At 66.5% G+C, this 19075-nt stretch carries 14 protein-coding genes and 1 tRNA gene; 5 read left to right on the top strand and 10 right to left on the bottom strand.

From position 1 onward, the window contains the following. Positions 1 to 18 precede the first annotated feature (18 nt). From ACOHWE_RS09000 to paaZ, 5 genes are all read right to left on the bottom strand, one after another. Positions 19 to 1410: a sensor histidine kinase gene (locus ACOHWE_RS09000; RefSeq protein ID WP_420665779.1), complete on the bottom strand. Its 1392-nt coding sequence runs from the start codon at positions 1408 to 1410 to the stop codon at positions 19 to 21. Next, a complete protein-coding gene (locus tag ACOHWE_RS09005) occupies positions 1410 to 2216 on the bottom strand; it encodes an alpha/beta fold hydrolase (protein ID WP_420665780.1) in 807 nt (268 codons plus the stop codon). The genes ACOHWE_RS09000 and ACOHWE_RS09005 overlap by 1 nt, the downstream gene beginning before the upstream one ends. A 398-nt stretch (positions 2217 to 2614) precedes the next feature. Further along, positions 2615 to 2691 (bottom strand) — tRNA-Met (locus ACOHWE_RS09010). Positions 2692 to 2917: 226 nt separating this feature from the next. Beyond that, entirely contained in the window at positions 2918 to 3718 is an 801-nt protein-coding gene (locus ACOHWE_RS09015; protein ID WP_420665782.1) for a PaaX family transcriptional regulator C-terminal domain-containing protein, read from the bottom strand. Between the two features lie 53 nt (positions 3719 to 3771). Further along, the gene (gene paaZ / locus ACOHWE_RS09020) at positions 3772 to 5802 is read right to left on the bottom strand and encodes a phenylacetic acid degradation bifunctional protein PaaZ (protein WP_420665783.1); all 2031 of its coding nucleotides are present in this window, start codon (positions 5800 to 5802) and stop codon (positions 3772 to 3774) included. A 169-nt stretch (positions 5803 to 5971) separates the two neighbouring features. Between paaZ and paaG the strand changes: the two genes are divergently transcribed. Genes paaG through ACOHWE_RS09040 form a run of 4 tightly spaced genes read left to right on the top strand, consistent with a single transcriptional unit; the run spans position 5972 to position 9126 of the window. Beyond that, the gene (gene paaG, locus ACOHWE_RS09025) at positions 5972 to 6757 is read left to right on the top strand and encodes a 2-(1,2-epoxy-1,2-dihydrophenyl)acetyl-CoA isomerase PaaG (RefSeq protein WP_420665785.1); all 786 of its coding nucleotides are present in this window, start codon (positions 5972 to 5974) and stop codon (positions 6755 to 6757) included. A 2-nt stretch (positions 6758 to 6759) separates the two neighbouring features. Beyond that, on the top strand, positions 6760 to 7185 hold the full coding sequence (paaI, locus tag ACOHWE_RS09030; RefSeq protein ID WP_420665786.1) for a hydroxyphenylacetyl-CoA thioesterase PaaI: 426 nt from the start codon (positions 6760 to 6762) through the stop codon (positions 7183 to 7185). Between the two features lie 15 nt (positions 7186 to 7200). Next, positions 7201 to 8511 (top strand): phenylacetate--CoA ligase PaaK, encoded by a 1311-nt coding sequence (gene paaK, locus ACOHWE_RS09035; protein ID WP_420665787.1) that lies wholly within the window; start codon positions 7201 to 7203, stop codon positions 8509 to 8511. Positions 8512 to 8529: 18 nt separating this feature from the next. After that, the gene (locus tag ACOHWE_RS09040) at positions 8530 to 9126 is read left to right on the top strand and encodes a TetR/AcrR family transcriptional regulator (RefSeq protein WP_420665788.1); all 597 of its coding nucleotides are present in this window, start codon (positions 8530 to 8532) and stop codon (positions 9124 to 9126) included. A gap of 90 nt (positions 9127 to 9216) precedes the next feature. Here the strand turns inward: ACOHWE_RS09040 and ACOHWE_RS09045 are convergent, their stop codons facing one another. Both ACOHWE_RS09045 and trpS read right to left on the bottom strand, forming a co-directional pair. Next, positions 9217 to 11298 carry an OmpA family protein gene (locus ACOHWE_RS09045; RefSeq protein ID WP_420665789.1) on the bottom strand — a complete coding sequence of 694 codons (2082 nt, stop codon included), beginning with the start codon at positions 11296 to 11298 and terminating at the stop codon, positions 9217 to 9219. Between the two features lie 144 nt (positions 11299 to 11442). Further along, positions 11443 to 12471 (bottom strand): tryptophan--tRNA ligase, encoded by a 1029-nt coding sequence (gene trpS, locus ACOHWE_RS09050; protein WP_420665790.1) that lies wholly within the window; start codon positions 12469 to 12471, stop codon positions 11443 to 11445. A gap of 105 nt (positions 12472 to 12576) precedes the next feature. Here trpS and ACOHWE_RS09055 point away from each other — a divergent pair, with 105 nt between their 5' ends. After that, complete coding sequence (locus ACOHWE_RS09055) at positions 12577 to 13311, top strand: rhomboid family intramembrane serine protease (RefSeq protein ID WP_420665791.1); 735 nt, start codon at positions 12577 to 12579, stop codon at positions 13309 to 13311. A gap of 247 nt (positions 13312 to 13558) precedes the next feature. On the opposite strand, the gene murJ is transcribed toward ACOHWE_RS09055, so the two are convergent. From murJ to ACOHWE_RS09070, 3 genes are read right to left on the bottom strand one after another with little or no spacing between them, the layout of a single operon-like run. Further along, the gene (gene murJ / locus ACOHWE_RS09060) at positions 13559 to 15109 is read right to left on the bottom strand and encodes a murein biosynthesis integral membrane protein MurJ (RefSeq protein ID WP_420665792.1); all 1551 of its coding nucleotides are present in this window, start codon (positions 15107 to 15109) and stop codon (positions 13559 to 13561) included. Continuing rightward, the gene (locus ACOHWE_RS09065; RefSeq protein ID WP_420665793.1) at positions 15106 to 17937 is read right to left on the bottom strand and encodes a [protein-PII] uridylyltransferase; all 2832 of its coding nucleotides are present in this window, start codon (positions 17935 to 17937) and stop codon (positions 15106 to 15108) included. Before ACOHWE_RS09065 ends, murJ begins: the two co-directional genes overlap by 4 nt. Then, positions 17897 to 19069: a penicillin-binding protein activator gene (locus ACOHWE_RS09070; protein ID WP_420665794.1), complete on the bottom strand. Its 1173-nt coding sequence runs from the start codon at positions 19067 to 19069 to the stop codon at positions 17897 to 17899. Before ACOHWE_RS09070 ends, ACOHWE_RS09065 begins: the two co-directional genes overlap by 41 nt. Positions 19070 to 19075 lie beyond the last annotated feature (6 nt).

Raw genomic sequence — 19075 nt, forward strand, 5'->3', positions numbered from 1 at the left:
CGCGGCCCGCGCGGCGGCTTACACAGCCGCTGCCCCGGTGCTGCCGCTGGAGGGTTCATGGGCGGTTGCCGGCAGTTCGAATGTGAGCCGGAAGCTCAGGCCATCCACGGGGAACTCCAGCGCCACGTCTGCCGCCAGCGCGGCCTTGAGCATTGTGCTGATAATGCGGGACCCATAGCCTTTGCTCGACGGCGGAGTGACGGCTGGCCCGCCGTGCTCTTTCCATGACAGTTGAAAAAGGTTGCCGTTCTGCTCTCCGGCCGGGCCGTAACGCAATTCGACGTACCCATCGGGCACTGACAGGGCCCCGTATTTCAGCGCATTCGTGGTCAGCTCGTGCAGGGCCATGCAGAGGGCCGTGCCCTGATCCGCCGTCAGGACGGCATCCTGGCCGGAGGCACGAAGCTTGCTGGGGCCGCCTGCTTCCTGCGAGGTCAATTCGACGATGCTGGCGAACTGCACCTGGTCGTGCTGGCTGCTGATCAGGATATCGTGGGCTCTGGACAGGGACTGAAACCGGGCCATCAACGCGCCCCTGTACGCCTCTGGCACCGACTGGCGGGTCATGGCGGCCACCACGGCCAGGGTGTTCTTGACGCGGTGCCTCATCTCGCCAGCGACATACCTCAACTGCCGCTCCGCGGCCTTCTGCCTGGTAATGTCGCGCAAAACCACCGACCAGTGGGGCGCTTCGGCGGGAAAAGTCTTGTCATCTATCCGCGCGAGTGTGACTTCGTATGTCTTGCCGCTGGCGTGGCTGGCCTCGAACACCTGAACGCCTTCGGCGCCATGGCGGGAGGTGCGGTCCGAGAACCACCGGGGCTCGTCCCGCAGCACCACCAGTTCCTCCAAGGATTTGCCGCGCAGCGTTTCCAGGGGGTGGCCGCACAGCTCCTCAGCGCCGCGGTTGCAGCTCACAGCATTGCCGAGGCTGTCGGCCCGCAGGATCGCGTTCGGCGAACTCCGCACGATCGCAGCGAGTTCATCGGCCTTCCGCTGCGCGACGCGCAGTTCTTCTTCATAGGTTTGGCGTTCACGGGCATCGAAAATCGTGAAATCAATCCGCGAAGGGAGGCCGCTTGCGTCCTTGCGCAGCTTGCCATTCAGAAGAATTGGCATCGGGGCGGGACCGCCGCAGCTCTCCAGTTTCAGGGAGATTTCGCGGGCGTACCCCTGCACATGCAGCATCGGCAGAACATGAGAGTCGAAGAACAGCTGGCCCGCCTTGGTGAAAAGCGCGGTCAGCTTGCCCGGTGTCTTGCCGCTGGCCGCGCTGGGGCGGATCCAGCCGGCAAAGGTCTTGTTGATGTATTGCAGCGTGCCGTGCGGGTCGGTAACAACGATACCGCAGGGCGCATCCTCAGCCAGTTCCGCAAGATCCAGCCCGGGGGCTGCCGGCGGGGTGGCCATCACCGCTTCCCCAGAAACGCCCGCATGGCCTCCTCGACTTCGCCAGGCACGGTCATATGCGGGCAATGGCCGGGCCGCTGGAGCACCGCCAGCGTGCTCTGCGGAATATTCTCACGCATCCAGTCTGCGGTCGCCATCGGCACAAGCGCGTCTTCCCCGCAGTGCACGATGAGGGAGGGATGCGTGAGGCGCGCGAGTTCGCCCCTGCAATCGGAGAAGAACGTGACCTTTCCGAAGTGCGCCATGATTTGCGGATCAGTGCGGCAGAAGCTCTGGGTAAGCTCGTCGGTGGCGGCGGTGCCCGCGGGGTGACCCGCGATGACGGGCGCCATTTGCGAAGACCACCCCATCTGGTTGCTTTCCAGCAGCTCGATGAGCTCTTCCAGCTGCCCGGCCTCGAAGCCGCCGGTGTAGCCGCTGTCCGGATCGTTCAGAAAGCAGGGAGACGGCGAGACCAGCACTAGCCGGGAGACCCTTTCCGGCGCGCGCAGGGCGGCCGCGGCGCAGATCGAGGCGCCGATCGAATGCCCGACGAGAACGGCGCCTGTAAGCTCGAGTTCTTCCAGCACCTCTACCAGATCCGCCGCATGGCCGTCGATGCCGGCGTGCCGGCGGAAGTCATAGGCCTGGAGGTCGGATTGCCCCATTCCCGTGAGATCCAGCAGCACTGTACGGTGCGAATTTTCGAAACGGGACTGCAGCTGGTGCCACATCGTCTGGTCGCATCCGAACCCGTGCACGAAAACCATCGCCGGTCCATCGGTCCCGAATGTTTTGACGTTATTCCGCTGAATTGCCACGGCCATTTCTTTCTTCCTCCATTCGCCGAGTGTTTCCGTGGGAAGGCCAGAGAAATCCAGCCTGTACCACTCTGGCAGCAATAGCAATGGCGGGGCAGATGGCGGGCGGCGGCACCCGCGCTCCCCGGGTGCGGGTCCGGCGGAATCACGGGCCGCAGCTATGTCGCAGGCGCCCGCGCGCACGCTGTATGACGGTGACGCCTTGCGGCGGGCAGCGTGACAGCACATGTCTGAATACACCGAAATGATCCCTTATCGTGGCAAGGCCAGCATAAGGCAGGCGGCACAGAGCGCGCGCTGGCCGCGGCGATCAATGTTTTCTGGCCGAAGGGAACCGTGTGCCGGTCAAAGTCAAGGATCGCCTGAGCGCCTTGGTTTCCAGCGGTTCGAATAAGATGGGAGGGTGGTAGCGGAGGAGGGACTTGAACCCCCGACACGCGGATTATGATTCCGCTGCTCTAACCAACTGAGCTACTCCGCCGCTCGCTGTGTGGAGGCGATTTACGGAATGGGGGCGGCAGGGTCAAGCGGGAAAAGCGGCCGGGGAACGGTTTTCGGCGGATTTTTTTGCGTGCCCCTGGAAAGGCGAACCGGGTCAGGCGATTGGCGGAACTGACGGTGTGAAAGGCGGGGCAGGCCCGCCCGGGGGAAGGGGGCTCGGCCGGTGCGGCGAATTCGGATTGCAGCGGCGGGGCGAGGACAGCAGGTCAGGCGCGGGAGTCGTCCAGCATGGTGAGCGCGGGGCGGGGCAACCCGTCCAGCAGGCGGAACACCATTTCGCGGCAGGTCTCGCCGCACCACCCGGGCGGATGGAAGCCCGGCGGCAGATCGGGGTGCCGCAGCACCACCCGGCGCCAGCGGTGCACGATCAGGGTGCGCAGGGTGCCGGTCTGCGCGGGTGTCAGCCCGGGCGGCGGCAATGGCGTCTGCTCCAGTGCCTCCTGCAGGCTGGCGCAGGCCGCGGAAAGATCTTCGGGAAACAGCCGCGCCTTCAGCCAGCCGGGCACCGAGATGCCGCTCAGTTCTGCTGCCAGCAGGTCATCGAGGCTGCGCGGCATGTCCCCGTGCCCCAGCGCGGTGTTGCGGTTCACCGCGATGTAGTTCGGCAGCATCAGCAGCTCGTCCAGCGTGGCCTGGCCCGCGCTGTCCTCGGCGATCAGCAGGTGCCAGTCGCCGGGCGCTGCCGCCCTGCGCTCGTAGATGCGGGGGGTGACGGCGGCGGACTGGCTCCGGCCGTAGCGGGTGAGGTAATGCACCGAGGCGCGGCCCGCGCGAGCGCTCTCGATCCAGCCGTCCTTGCGCAGCCTGTGCAGCGCCACGCGGATCGCCTCGGGCTTGATCCCCATCGGGGTGATGATGCGGGTGAGAGCGCTGCCGCTGATGCGGCTGCCTTTCTCCTGCGCGAGGTCGCCGAACAGCGAGACGATCACGGACCAGACCCGCTGGTTCTGCGGATCGTTCAGCCGCTGCACGGCGTTGTCAAACCAGAGATTTTGCGCGTTGTTCATATACTAAAGGATAGTTCGCCCGGGCCGGATAGACCAGCCCGGGTGCGCGCGGATTAATAGGCATTCATGGTCAGCAGCTCGTACTCGGCTGCGATCTCACCGTCCTGGTTGGTGAGAGTCACGTGCCAGCGCACTTCGCCGTATTCCTCGTTGCGCGGGGTCTTCTTCTTGACCGTGAGGCGCACCTTGATGCTGTCGCCCGCCGAGACCGGCTTCATGAAGCGCAGGTTGTCGAGACCGGTGTTGGCGAGCACCGGGCCCTCGTCCGGCTGCACGAACATGCCCGCGGCAAAGCTGATCAGCAGGTAGCCGTGCGCAACGCGGCCGGGGAAGAAGGGATTCCGCTTTGCGGCCTCCTCGTCCATGTGGGCATAGAAGGTGTCGCCGGTGAAATGGGCGAAGGTCTCGATATCCTCCAGCGTCACCTGGCGCGGCTCGGTTTTGAGCGTCTCGCCCAGTTGCAGATCGCCGAACTTGCGGGTGAAGGGGTGCGCCGGGCCTTTGATCTCGGTGCCGCCGGGGACCCATTTCTCGCCAATTGCGGTCAGCAGGTCGGGCGAACCCTGGATGGCGGTACGCTGCATATAGTGTTTGACGCCGCGCACGCCGCCCATTTCCTCACCGCCGCCGGCCCGGCCCGGGCCGCCATGCACCATGTGCGGCAGCGGGGAGCCGTGGCCGGTCGATTCCTTCATCGAGTCGCGGTTGTTGAAGTAGAGCCGCCCGTGGTAGGCGCCGGCGCCCACGGCAACCTCGCGCGCGACGGCCGGGTCATGGGTAATGACCGAGGCCACCAGCGAGCCCTGGCCGCGGTTGGCAAGCTCGATCGCGTGATCCAGATCGCGGTAGCCCATGATGGTGGAGACAGGGCCGAAGGCCTCGGTGTCGTGGATGCGCTGCGCCTTGTCCGGGTCGGCGCAGTGGAACAGCATCGGCGGCACAAAGGCGCCTTTCTCCGCGTCGCCGCCATCGACCGTGAAGTTTTCGGGGTCGCCATAGACGCGCTCGGCCTCCCGGCCCAGGATGCGCGCCTTTTCCAGCACGTCGCGCTTCTGGCCGCTTGAGACCAGCGCGCCCATGCGGGTGGTCTCCAGCCGCGGATCGCCGATGGTCGTCTTGGCCAGCCGCGCCGAGAGCGCCTCGATCACCGCGTCCACCTGCGCCTGCGGCGCGATGATGCGGCGGATGGCGGTGCATTTCTGGCCCGCTTTGGTAGTCATCTCGCGCTGCACTTCCTTCACGAAGAGGTCGAATTCCGGCGTGCCGGGCTGGGCGTCGGGGCCCAAGATAGACGCGTTGAGGCTGTCCTGTTCGGCCACAAACCGCACCGAGTTTTTTAGAATCACCGGGTTCGCGCGCAGTTTCAGCGCGGTGTCGGCGGAGCCGGTGAAGCTCACCACATCCTGCATGGTCAGGTGGTCGAGCATGCCGCCGAGCCCGCCGGAGACCAGCTGCAGCGCGCCTTCGGGCAAAATCCCTGAGTCGAGCATCAGCTTCACCGCCAGCTCAGTCACATAGCAGCTGTTGGTTGCCGGTTTCACGATGGCGGGGACGCCTGCCAGCAGGGTGGGCGCCAGCTTCTCCAGCATGCCCCAGACCGGGAAGTTGAACGCGTTGATATGCACTGCGACGCCGCGCAGCGGGGTGCAGATGTGCTGGCCGAGGAAGGTGCCGTTGCGGCTGAGCTGCTCCACCTCGCCGTCGAGGTAGACATGCGCGTCCGGCATCTCTCGGCGGCCCTTGGAAGCAAAGACGAACATGGTGCCGATGCCGCCGTCGATGTCGATCAGGTGGTCGGACTGGGTGGCGCCGGTGTGGAAGCTGAGGTCGTAAAGCGCCTGCTTGTGCTGGTTCAGGTGCCCCGCCAGCGCTTTCAGCATCCGGGCGCGGTCGTGGAAGGTCAGCTTGCGCAAGGCCGGGCCGCCCACGGTGCGGGCGTAGTCGAGCATTCCCTGCACGTCGAGCGCGTCATTGCCGGCGCTGGCGATCACCTCGCCGGTGATGGCGCTGGCGATGTTGCGAGCGCCTGCGCCCGGCGCGACCCATTGCCCTGCGGCAAAGCTGGAAATCTCTTGAAGGCTCATGCTGCTTTCCTTTCAGGTCAGGCCGGGCGGCGCCGGCGCAGGGTGAATCCGATGCGGGAATATATTGACCGTCCGGTCGGTTTATGCAAGAAATTTGTCGAAACCGCCGCCCGGGCTTTGCGATTGTGACCGCGGGGAGGGGCAGGGAGAGAGGGAGAAGGCGAGCGACATGTCGGATACGATTCTGGTCGAAGATCACGGCGCCTGGGTGGAGGTCACCCTGAACCGTCCGGACCGTCTGAACAGCTTCAATGAGGAGATGCACCAGGCGCTCCGGGCCGCGCTGGTGGCCGCGCGCGACGGCGGCAAGCGCTGCGTGCTGCTGACGGGCGCGGGCCGCGGCTTCTGCGCCGGGCAGGACCTCGGCGACCGGGACCCGCGCAAGATGGACGCGCCGCCGGACCTGAGCCAGACCGTGCGGAAGTTCTACGCGCCGCTGGTGCGGCTGATCCGTGACCTGAATTTCCCGGTGATCTGCGCGGTGAACGGTGTCGCCGCAGGGGCGGGGGCTAACCTGGCGCTGGCCTGCGACATGGTGCTGGCGGGCGAGAGCGCCAAATTCATCCAGTCTTTCTCCAAGGTCGGCCTGATCCCCGACACCGGCGGCAGCTGGCACCTGCCGCGGCTGCTGGGCGAGGCCCGCGCCAAGGGGCTGGCGCTGACGGCTGAGCCGCTGCCTGCGAATAAGGCTGAGGACTGGGGCCTGATCTGGAAAGCGCTGCCGGACGGCGAGCTGATGGGTGAAGCCCGCGCCATGGCAGAGAGGTTCGCGAACGGCCCGACACTGGGCCTGGGCCTCACCAAGCAGACGATCCAGGCGGCGGCGGTCAACACGCTGTCCGACCAACTGGAGATTGAGGCGGACGCGATGAAGACCTGCGGCGAAAGCGCCGATTATGCCGAGGGCGTGGCAAGCTTCCTCGAAAAGCGCGCGCCGGTCTTCAAGGGGGAATGAGGATGACCCCCAAGGAACGCGCCGAGAAATCAGCCGCTGCAATGTGGGCGGACGACCACGCGTCAAAGTGGGCGGGGATGGAGATCACCCACGTGGACGAGGGCGAGGCCACGCTGGAGCTGACCATCGCTCAGCACCATTGCAACGGCCACGGCATCTGCCACGGCGGCGTCACCTTCATGCTTGCCGACAGCGCCTTTGCCTTTGCCTGCAACAGCCGCAACCAGGCAACCGTGGCGCAGCACAACGTGATCAGCTTCACCGCGCCGGGCCGGCTGGGCGACACACTGATCGCCACCGCCCGCGAAGTGTCGCTCACCGGGCGCAGCGGCATTTACGATGTGACAGTGACCAACCAGGACGGCCAGCAGATCGCCGAGTTCCGGGGCTTCTCCCGGGCGGTGAAGGGCCAGTTGTTTGACGAATAAGGTGTGGAGGACGCCATGGAAGACCTGACCCCGAACCGGGCTGAACTGGACCCGATCGAGATCGCCTCGATCGACGAGATCCGCGCACTCCAGCTGGAGCGCTTGAAGTGGTCGCTGCGCCATGCCTATGACAACGTGCCGATGTACAAGCAGCGGTTCGACGAGGCGGGCGTGCATCCGGACGACCTGCAGGAGTTGGAAGACCTCGCAAAGTTCCCTTTTACCTACAAGAACGACTTGCGCGACAACTACCCCTTCGGCCTGTTTGCGGTGCCGCGTGAGCAGATCATCCGCCTGCACGCGTCCTCCGGCACCACCGGCAAGCCGACCGTGGTGGGCTACACCAAGGGCGACATCGACAACTGGGCGGATCTGGTGGCGCGGTCCCTGCGCGCCTCGGGCCTGCGCAAGGGTGATATGGTGCACAACGCCTATGGCTACGGGCTGTTCACCGGGGGCCTGGGCGCGCATTACGGGATCGAGCGGCTGGGCGCCACGGTGGTGCCGATGTCCGGCGGGCAGACGGAGAAACAGGTGAGTCTGATCACCGATTTCAAACCCGACGGCATCATGGTGACGCCCTCCTACATGCTCAACATCCTGGAGCAGTACCACAAGGTTGGCCTCGACCCGCGGGCGAGCTCGCTGAAAGTCGGCGTCTTCGGGGCCGAGCCCTGGACCGACGCAATGCGCAAGGAGGTCGAGCAGGCCTTCGACATGCACGCGGTCGACATCTATGGCCTCAGCGAGATCATGGGGCCGGGTGTGGCCAATGAATGCGTCGAGACCAAGGACGGCCCGGTGATCTGGGAGGACCACTTCCTGCCCGAGATCATCGACCCGGAAACCGGCGAGGTGCTGCCTGACGGGGAGATGGGCGAGCTGGTTTTCACGACGCTCACCAAGGAAGGCCTGCCAATGATCCGTTACCGCACCCGGGATCTCACCCGCTTGCTGCCCGGCACTGCGCGCTCGATGCGGAGGATGGAGAAGATCACCGGCCGCAGCGACGACATGATCATCCTGCGCGGCGTCAACGTCTTCCCCAGCCAGATCGAGGAGCAGCTGCTGGCAACCGGGGGCCTTGCGCCGCATTACCAGATCGAGCTCTACAAGTCCGGCCGCATGGACGCGATGCGGGTCCATGTAGAGGCGGAGCCGGACAAGGCAGACGAACTCAGCCGCACCGCCGCGGCGCGGATGCTGACCAAGCGGATCAAGGACGTGGTGGGGGTCTCGACCGAGATCGTCGTCGGCGACCCCGGCTCGGTGGAGCGCAGCCAGGGCAAGGCAAAGCGCGTCGTCGACAACCGCGGCAAGGACTGAGCCGGAGGGAGGAGAGCATTGGCCCGCACGATCGCCAAGGACCACGACCAGAAACGCGCCCAGATCCTGAAATCTGCCGCCAAGGTGTTTGCCGATTCCGGCTATGACCGCGCGTCGATGACCCAACTTGCGCGCGAGTGCGGCATCTCAAAAGCCAATATTTACCACTACTATGACAGCAAGGATGCCGTGCTGTTCGGCCTCCTCGACAGCTACCTCAGCGCGCTGCGCGACCGGGTCTGCGGGGTGGTGCTGGACGGATATGGCCCGGACGAACGTCTGCGCCGGATCGTGGCAGAAATCCTGATGGCCTACCAGGGTGCCGACAACGAGCACCAGGTGCAGATCAGCGCGATGGGGGCGCTGCCGGAGGACCAGCAGAGGCTGCTGCGCGGCTACCAGCGGCAGATGGTGCAATTCATGAGCGACGCGCTTGCCGCCGCCGCGCCGGAGGCCTTCGCCCGCCACCCGGAAAAGCTGCGCGCGGCCACCATGTCCGTCTTTGGCATGCTGAACTGGTATTACATGTGGAATTCCGGCGCTGGTTCTGCGGCGCGGGAGGATTACGCCGATCTGGTCGCAAACCTGACGCTGAACGGGCTGCGCGGCCTGTAGCTTCCGCTACATCCCGGCCCATGCGGCCGGCGCCGAAGGAAAAATGCCCCGGCCGTAACCGGGGCATTCGTTTCTCTATGGGGCGCGTCCTTAGCTGCCAGACCCCAGCAGCGGCGTGATACGGCGGACAGCCACGCGGCGGTTGGTGCGCTCGGCCTCCAGCGTCTTCACCGCCAGGTCGCTCTCGCCGTAGCCCTGCACCACCATGTTTTCCGGCGGCACGTCGAAGTACTCGGTCAGCGCCAATGCCACGGTCTCTGCCCGGCGGTCCGACAGGGCGAGGTTGTAAGTGGCGGCACCCACAGCATCGGTGTGGCCCTCAATCAGGAAAACCTCGCCCGGGTTCTTGTCGATCACTTCGCGCAGGGCGTTGCCGAGCGCCGCGAGCTCCTCGGCTTCCTGCGGGCGGATCACGGAGGACCCGGTATCGAAGTTCACCGAGTCGACGTTGATCTCCGGCACCAGTTTGCGCACCGCGTCAATGTTGCGGATCTGCGCGAGCGAGAAGCTGCGGTCCACGGCGGGCGCCTGCTGCGAAGCCAGAGCCGCAGCCAGCTCCTGGGCCGAAACCTGATCCGCGTCAATCATCGCACGGCGGTTTTCCTGGATCTGCGGCAGCTCGTTCACCACCACCCGTTCGGCGGCCTGGGTATCGTCGAACAGCACCACGCTGCGCCCATCGGGCAGGGTGCGGGTGCGGCGCAGCACGCGGCCGTCGGCGGCGCGGATGGTTTCCACCTCGGTGCCGTCCTCACGGACAACGACGGTGCGGGTGGAACCGTCCTTGAACTTGTAGGTGGTCACGTCGGAGCCCGGCCGGCGCAGCAGCACGTCGTCGTCCTTCAGGACCCGGTACTGGCCGTCCTGCTCCACGATGGCGCGGTCGCCGGTGTTGGCTACCACTTTGCCGCCGTTGTTCAGAAGCGAGCCGATGGCCAGTGCGCCAAGGCCGATCAGCGCCTGGCGCTGGCGGTCGGAGAGGCCGCTGTCATCGTCTTCCGCTGTATTGGCCTGCGGGGCAGGGGCCTGCGCCCCGGCGCCGGCGCCAGCCTGCGCGGCTTCCGGTGCGGTTTCGCCCACTTGCGTCTCGAACTCCTCGTCCGAGCTGCGGGCAGTCTCTTCGGTCACGGTTTCCTCGATCACCTCGGCCTCGGCTGCGGCGTCCTCACTGGCGGCAGCGGCTGCCGCGGCAGCGGCGGTTTCGGCTTCCGCCTCGGCCAGCGCATCGGCCTGAGCCTGGCTGTCCTGCTCCACCAGCTCGGGGTTGCCGGCCTCGGTCCCGGCTGCCGCGGCAGCTTCGGTTTCCGCTTCGGTACCGGCTTCGGTTTCGGCGCCTGCCTCTACTGCCGTGTCGACCTGATCCTGGGTTTGGCCTTGCTGCCCAGCCAGATCCTCGGCAATGGCCTCGGCAGTGGCGCCCTCGCCATCGGTTGAGGCCGCGCTTTCGGCCTGAGCCTCTGCCGCGGCGCCGCCGCCGGTTTCCTGCTGCGCCTCTGCGGCCGTACCGGAGTCGGCTTGCTCCCCAGCCCCGGCTGCGGCGTCATCCTGCGCCTCGCCACCGGCTTGGCCTTGCTGCTCAGCCAGGTCCTGCGCAATCGCTTCTGCGGAGGCATCTCCAGAGGCATCCGCAGCGCCGGCTTCGGCGGCGGGCTGCTCCTCCGCCCCGGCTTCCTGTTCGGCCTGCTGCTGCGCCTCGGCCGCTGCGGCTGCTTCCTGTTCTGCTTGCAGCTGCTTCTTCAGCTCCGCGTCCGCCTCGGCCTGCGCCTGTGCTTCAGTTTCCGCTTCGGCGGCTGCTTCTGCCTGGACTTCAGCTTCTGCTTCCGCCGCGGCGCCGGCCTCCGCCTCTGCGGTCATGTCCGCAATGCTGGACAGCACTGTGGCCGATTGCAATTCAGCGGGGAGCTGGCCGTCGAACGCGCCCGCGCCGTAGTCCGTGCAGAACTTGGCAACGGGGCCGGATTTCTCCTCGACTTCCTTGCCCTTGTCCAATTTCTTCTGCCGCCGGTCGGCGCGTTTCTTGCAGCGATCGACCAGTTCGCCGATTTCGGCGCCGGACATCTGGGTGAGGTCAATGCGCTTGCCGCCCTGGCCCTGCGACAGGGCAGGCAGCGGAGCGGCAAGCGAGACCACCACCGCCAGCGCCGTGGTCGATTTGAAAATTCCAGGTTTCATAGCGGTTCCTTCCTTTTTCCGGCACATGGCCGCGGGGGGGAAACCCATGAGCCGCAGAAAAGTTGCATTGCGCGTCCCGCAAAAGAAAAGGCCGCCCCCGAAGGAGCGGCCCGATGGCGGAAATCCGCGCGCCGGCTGCGGAACTCAAACTTCGGCCGGGGGCACCATGCCGACGATGTCGTAGGTCTGGCGCAGGATCGGCGCTGTGATCGCACGGGCGCGCTCGGCGCCGCGGGTCAGGATGCGGTCGATTTCGTCCTGCTCATCCATCAGCCGGGCCATCTCCGAGGAGATCGGCGCCAGCTTGGCCACTGCCAGATCAGCGAGCAATGGCTTGAACTCGGAGAACTGCTTGCCGCCGGCCTGGGCCAGCACCTGATCCACGGTCTGATCGGCCAGTGCGGCGTAGATATTCACAAGGTTGCGCGCCTCGGGGCGGTCTTCCAGCCCTTCGGCCTCGGACGGCAGCGCGTCGGGGTCGGTCTTGGCCTTGCGGATCTTCTTGGCGATGGCGTCGGCGTCGTCGGTCATGTTGATGCGGCTGGCGTCCGAGGCGTCGGACTTCGACATCTTTTTGGCGCCGTCGCGCAGGGACATCACACGCGTCGCAGCGCCCTCGATCACCGGTTCGGTCTCCGGGAAGAAGTTAACCCCATAGTCATGGTTGAACTTGATCGCGATGTCGCGGGTCAGCTCCAGATGCTGCTTCTGGTCCTCGCCGACCGGCACGTGGGTGGCGTGGTAGACCAGAATGTCCGCTGCCATAAGGGCGGGGTAGGCGAACAGGCCCAGCGAGGCATTCTGCTGGTTCTTGCCCGCCTTGTCTTTCCACTGCGTCATCCGCTGCATCCAGCCCATGCGGGCCACGCAGTTGAAGATCCAGGCCAGCTGCGCATGCTCGGGCACCTGCGACTGATTGATGAGGATGGATTTCTCCGGGTCCAGACCGGCTGCGATGAAACCAGCGCAAAGCTCGCGCGTGGATTTGCGCAGGTCTGCGGGATCCTGCCAGACGGTGATTGCGTGCAAGTCTACCATACAATAGATGGTTTCCACATCCTTGGCCTGCCAGTCGACGAACCGCTTGAGCGCTCCCAGGTAGTTGCCCAAATGCAGGTTGCCGGAGGGCTGGATCCCCGAGAACACGCGCGGGGTGAATGTGGTTTCGCTCATGTGGGCGTAACTCCCGTCTGGAAATAGCAACCCCGGTGGCTTACCCATGAGGCCGTGATCCGTCAACCGGCGCGGCCGCCCCCGCGAGACTTTAGGAGGCAGAAGATGAGCAGCCCGCAGAACACCCCCCCGCGGGGGCCCGCAGACCCGCCCCAGGGCCATGCGCCGGGCGGCGCCCCGGTCAACCCGCTGCCCGCCGCGGTGGTGGCGCTGGTGCTGGTGATCATCGGCGTGGAGGCTGCCTTTTCGCTCGGCGCGCGCGGCATCCTTGGCGGGCCGGAGGCGTTGGGCTGGCGGCTATCGGCGCTGCAATCCTATGCGTTTTCCAGCGAGGTGTTCTGGTGGATGCAGGAAAGCGGGCGCTGGCCTGCCGAGCATCTGATCCGTTTTCTCTCCTACATCTTCGTGCATGGCGGCTTCACCCATGCGCTTTTCGTCTGCGTCTTCGTGCTGGCGATGGGCAAGATGGTGGGTGAGGTGATGGGGGATCTGGCGATGGTGCTGATCTTCCTCTTGTCCGGCGCGGGCGGCGCGCTCGGATATGCGCTGGTGGTTGGCGGAGGGTATCCGCTGGCGGGCGGCTTCCCGGCGGTCTACGGGCTGATCGGGGCCTTCACCTACCTGCTCTGGCGCTCGCTGGCGACGGTGGGCGCGCAGCAAAGCCGGGCATTCACGCTGATTGCCTTCCTTATGGGGGCGCAGCTGTTGTTCGGGCTGCTGTTTGGCGGGCACAATGACTGGGTGGCGGATTTAACGGGATTTGCCACCGGGTTTGGCCTGTCCTTCTTCCTCGCGCCCGGCGGCTGGGCCCGCATCCGCAGCAAGATCCGCCACGATTGAGCGTTTCGGGCGCGCTCCCGCCCGCTGTCAAAGCCCCTGCCGGGGCGTTTCCAGCCGTTGGGCCGGGCAGCGCGCTTGGGCGCGCTGCCGAAGGGGGCTGCTGAGAAGCGCTTCAGGGGCAGGTCTGCCCCCTAAGGCGCCTTGCCCAGCGTGATACCGGCCATCCCCGCCTCAAGGGTAAACCGCGCGTCCCGCGCGGCCGCCTTGCGGCCCTTGACCCGGCGATAGCCGGGCAGGGCGGCCGATGTCAGGCCTGCCTGCGGCGGCTGAGGGCGCTTCGGAATTCGGAAAGGCGGAAGGCGCCGAGCGCCTGCCCGGTGCCGAAATAGACCACGCCGCCGAGTGCAACCAGCCCGAGCAGGGCGAGGTAGCGCCAGTAGGCGAGGTAGAAGGTCCACTCCGCCACCTCGGTCGCCGCATAGAGTGCGGCGCCCATCACCGCCGAGGCCGCCAGTATGCGCCAGGCACGGCTTCTGAAACGGCTGTCGAACTGCGCGGCTTCACCCATGCCGCGGGAGCCAAGCCAGAGCAGCAGGACCATCGTCCAGCCCGCCGCCGAGGCCGCGATCGCAGGCGCGATCCATCCCAGTGCGGGCTTCAGCCCGAAGGCGAGCCCGGCGTTGACGACCATAGCAGCCAGAGCAAAGCGGAAGGGGGTGCGGGTGTCTTCGCGCGCGAAGTAGAGCGGCTGCAGCACTTTCTGCAGCATGAAGGCGGGCAGGCCCGCGCCGTAGACCGCCACCGCCAGAGCAATCGCGGCCACGTCCTCGGGCCCGGTGGCGCCGCGTTCGTAGAGCACCGAGACCAGCGGCACCGGAACCGCGATGAAGGCCACCGCCGAGGGCACCGCCAGCAGCAGCGAGAACTCGCCTGCGCGCGACAGCGCATCGCGCGCGCCGGTATCGTCCTCCGCCCGCAGGCGGCGCGACAGCGCAGGCAGCAGCACGATGCCGATGGCGATGCCCACCACGCCCAGCGGCAGCTGGTAGAGCCGGTCGGCGATGAACAGCCAGCTTGCAGCCTTCTCGATGTCCGAGGCCACGTATTGCCCGACCACCAGGTTGATCTGCGTGACCCCCATCGCCAGCGCCGCGGGCAGCGCCACGCGTACGAGCTGCCGCATTTCATCATTCCAGCGCGGCAGGCCCGGGCGCAGGGTGACGCCTGCGCGCGCTGCCGCCACCCAGACCAGCGCCAGCTGCGCCACCCCTGCAAGGGGCACGGTCCAGACCAGCCAGGTGATCACCTCGCCGCCCACAAGCGCACCGATGGTCATCGCCGCACAGGTAAGGATGTTGAGCAGCACCGGAGCCGCCGCCGCGGCAGCAAAGCGCCCGGTCGCGTTCAGCACGCCGGAAAACAGCGCCGCCAGCGACATGAACAGGATGTAGGGGAAAACAATATGGCCATAGCCCACCGCCATGTCGAAACGTGCATCCCCGACGAAGCCGCCCGCGGTGAGCCAGACCAGCCCGGGCATGAACACCATCCCCAGCCCCACCAGCGTCAGCACCGCCGCCGCCAGCAGGTTGAAGGCGCTCTGGGCAAAGGCGCGCGGGTCCTCGCCAGCCTCGTATTTCTTGGCAAAGGCCGGCACGAAGGCCGCGTTGAAGGCGCCCTCGGCAAAGAAACGGCGGAACAGGTTGGGCAGGCGGAATGCGGCAATGAAGGCGTCAAGCACCGGGCCGGGGCCGATGAAGGCGGCAATCAGGATTTCGCGTGCAAACCCGAGGAGCCGGCTGGCCAGCGTCCAGAACCCGACGGTCAGAAACCCCGTCAGCAATCTGATTGGTTTCATGTGCCGGCCCGTCTCGCCCCTTCGGCGATGGCCTCGCGCAGCTTCTTTTCGAGCGACCTCTGCTTGGAGAGCGAATGGTATTTCAAACCGAACATATCCTTGACATAGAAGGCATCCACCACCTGCTCGCCATAGGTGGCAATCACCGCGTTGGCAATATAGACGTTGGACGACGCCAAGGTGCGCGCAAGGTCATACAGCAGGCCGGGGCGGTCGCGGGTATCGACTTCGATGATGGTGTAAATCTCCGAACCTTCGTTGTCGAAGGTGATATGGGTCGGCACGTTGAAGGCGCGCTCGCGCTTCTTGATCTTGTCCCGCGATTGCAGCGCGTCGCGGGTGATCAGCTCGCCGCGCAGGATCTTGTGGATCACCTCAGTCAGCCGCGGCAAGCGGGCGGGGTCGAAGGGGTGGCCCTCGCTGTCCTGAATCCAGAACGCGTCGGTGACATAACCGTCCTTGGTGGTGTAGGAGCGCGCATCCACCACGTTGGCCCCCGCCAGCGCCAGCGCGCCGACGATCCGGGCGAAGATGCCGGGGTGGTCGACCATCACGAAACAGGCGCGGGTGGCGTCGCGGTCTTCGTCCGGGGTCAGGCGGATCAGCACCTCGCCGGGGTCACCCTTGGCGGTGAGATCGCGCAGCATCTCGGCGAAATCCACATGCGCGGTGACATGCAGCCCGTGCCAGTAGGGCGGATAGTGGCGGGCGGTTTCGCGCTTGAGCTCGGGCTTTGGCCACTCCGGCAGCGCCTTGCGCAGCGCCTTTTTGGCGGCGGCGCCGCGGTGCTCACGGTTGAGTGCTTCCATACCGCCTTCCAGCGCGGCGCGGGTCTGGTTGTAGAGCGCGCGCAGCAAGGCGGCTTTCCAGTTGTTCCAAGTGTCCGGGCCGACGCCGCGAATGTCGCAGACGGTGAGCAGCAGGAGCAGGTCGAGCCGCTTGACGGTCTGCACCGCCTTGGCAAAATCGCGCACCGTGCGCGGGTCGGCGATGTCGCGTTTCTGGGCCATGTCGGACATCAGCAGGTGATAGCGCACCAGCCATTCCACGGTTTCGCATTCCGAGGGTTTCAGCCCCAGCCTGGGTGCCACCTTGCGGGCGATCTGGGCGCCCAGGATCGAATGGTCCTGGGCCCGGCCCTTGCCGATGTCGTGCAGCAGCATCGCCACCATCAGCACCTTGCGGTTCAGCCCCTTGCGCAGCACTTCCGAGGACAGCGGCAGCTCATCTTCCAGCTCGCCGCGTTCAAGTTCGGCAAAATTGGCGATCACCTGAATGGTGTGTTCGTCCACCGTGTAAGAGTGGTACATGTTGAACTGCATCATCGCCACGATCGGCTCGAACTCGGGCAGGAAGGCCGACAGCACGCCGAGCTCGTTCATGCGCCGGAGCGCGCGTTCGGGGTTGCCGTGCTTCAGCAGCAGGTCGAGGAAGATGCGCCGGGCTTCCTTGTCGCTGCGCATGTTGTCATCGATCAGGTGCAGATTGGCGGTAACCAGCCGCATCGCGTCCGGGTGGATCAGCATGCCGGTGCGCAGCGCCTCCTCGAACAGGCGCAGGAGGTTCACCTTGTCCTTCAGGAAAGCGTCCGGGTCGATCACGTCCAGCCGGTTATGCACCACCCGGTAGCCAGGCTTGATGCGCGGGCGGCGGCGGAAGATGCGCTCCAGGAGCGGCGCGCCCTTCTGCTGGCTTGCCTCCAGCTTGGTCAGGAAGATGCGGGTGAGGTCGCCGACACGGGTGGCGTGGCGGAAATACTCCTGCATGAAGACCTCGACGCCGCGGCGCCCGGCCTTGTCCTCGTAGCCCATCCGGCTTGCGACCTCGACCTGCATGTCAAAGGTCAGCTGCTCGGTGGCGCGTCCGGTGACCAGGTGCAGATGCGCGCGCACTGCCCAGAGGAAGCGCTCGGCCTTGGCAAACAGTTCCAGCTCCTCAGGCCGGAACAGGCCAAGCGGCACCAGTTCGCGCACGCTCTTGACCTGGTGCAGATACTTGGCGATCCAGAACAGCGATTGCAGGTCGCGCAACCCGCCTTTGCCCTCCTTCACATTCGGCTCCACCACGTAGCGCTGGCCCTGCTTGAGGTGCCGGGCATCGCGTTCTGCCAGCTTGGCTTCAATGAAGGCCTGGGCGTCCTGCGAGAACAGCTCCGCCTTCAGCCGCTTGGAGAGCTCCCGCGCGAGCGGCGCATGGCCCGCGAGAAAGCGCTGCTCCAGCATCGCGGTACGGATGGTGTAATCCTCGCCGCCTAGCCGGATGCAGTCCTTGATGGTGCGGCTGGAGTGGCCGACCTTCAGCCGCAGGTCCCAGAGGATGTAGAGCATCGATTCGATCACGCTCTCGGCCCAGGCGGTGATCTTGTAGGGGGTGAGGAACAGCAGGTCGACGTCCGAGGCGGGCGCCATCTCGCCGCGGCCGTAGCCGCCGACCGCGATCACCGCGATGCGCTCGCCCCGCGTCGGGTTGGCAAGCGGGTGCAGCAGCTCCGAGGCCACGTACAGAGCGGTGGTGACCAGCCCGTCGGTGAGGAAGGTGTAAGAGCGGGTGAGCTCGCGCGACGCGAAGGGCTGGGCGGCAAAGGCTTCGGCGATCGCTGCACGGCCTGCCTTATTGGCGCCGCGCAGCAGTTTCACCGTCTCCGCCCGCAGGGTGGCGGCATCGGACCCTTCGGCCAGGGCCCGGATCTCCGCGCGCACCGCGGCGGCATCGAAGATCGCCGCGGCGTCACAGATCAGCGGTCCCAAGGGAACTGGGACGCGGGTGGCCGCCGACGCGGCGGCCGGATCAGAAGCCGGCGCCTGCGAAGCTGCTTGGGGCTGGGTCAATGACGACGACTTTCTGTTCTCGGATGGTGGCGACCGCCAGGCCGCGCTCGTTGGTGCCGTCGGGCCGCAGGCGGAAAATGCCGCCGGTGCCCTGGAAGCCCGCACCCTGGGTGAGCGCCGCGGCGGTCAGCGCGTTGGACCGGCCCGCGCCCGCCAGAGCGCCAATCGCGGCGATGCCGTCATAAGCCAGCCCGCCGATCGGATGCGGCGCGGCGCCATAGGCCGCCTGGTAGCGGTCGCGGAAGCTTTCCGCCTTGACCGGATCGGGGAGCGCGAACCAGCCCCCCTGCACGCCGGGCAGCGCCAGGGTCTGGGGCGGGATGTCCCAGCGGGTGAGGCCGATGTATTGGGTGACTGCGGGATCGACGCCCGCTTCCGGCAGCAGCTGGGTCAGCAGCGGCAGTGCGCCGGCGGTGGTGGCGGTCAGGAACAGCGCATCGGCGCCCGAGCTTGCCAGGTCGCTCTGGATCGCGGGCACCGCGTTGATCACCCCCTGCTGCGAAAGCTCGTAGCCGACGTTGCCGACCACCGACGCCCGGGTCTGGCTGGCGGCGCGCTGGATCGCCTCGCGCCCAGCCAGGCCTGCGGCGTCATTGCTGCTGGCGATCAGGATGTTGCGCTTGCCCTGACGCACGGCATAGCCGGTCAGGCGCCGGGCGGTGTTCTCAAACGTCGGCCCGAGGATGAAGACATTGCCGCCGGCAATCGCGGTGTTGTTGGAGAATGCCAGCACGTTCACGCCGCTCTGCGCGGCGGCGATGCCTGCTGCATTGGCGGCCTCGGCATAGACCGGGCCCAGGATGATGCGGGCGCCGTCGTTCACCGCCTGCGCGGCCACGGTGGCCGCCTGCTGCGGATTGCCCGCAGTGTCGTAGACGCGCAGGTCGATCTGCACGCTGCCTAGATCGGCAATTGCCAGGCGGGCGGCATTTTCAAGGCTCTGCGCCAGCACGCTGTCGCCATGCTGGCCCGAGCCGCGCGGCACCAGGAGCGCCACCGGAACCGGTTTCGAAGTGTCGATGCTGGGGCCGGTGCTGAGCGCGACCGGTTCGCAGGCCGCCAGAACAACTGTGGAAACTGCCGCAGCCGCGGCCAGTGCCGCCTTGCGGGCTTTTCGAAAAACAGCAAACATAATGGA

The organism is Cribrihabitans neustonicus (assembly GCF_048820895.1).
GTDB lineage: Bacteria > Pseudomonadota > Alphaproteobacteria > Rhodobacterales > Rhodobacteraceae > Cribrihabitans_A > Cribrihabitans_A neustonicus.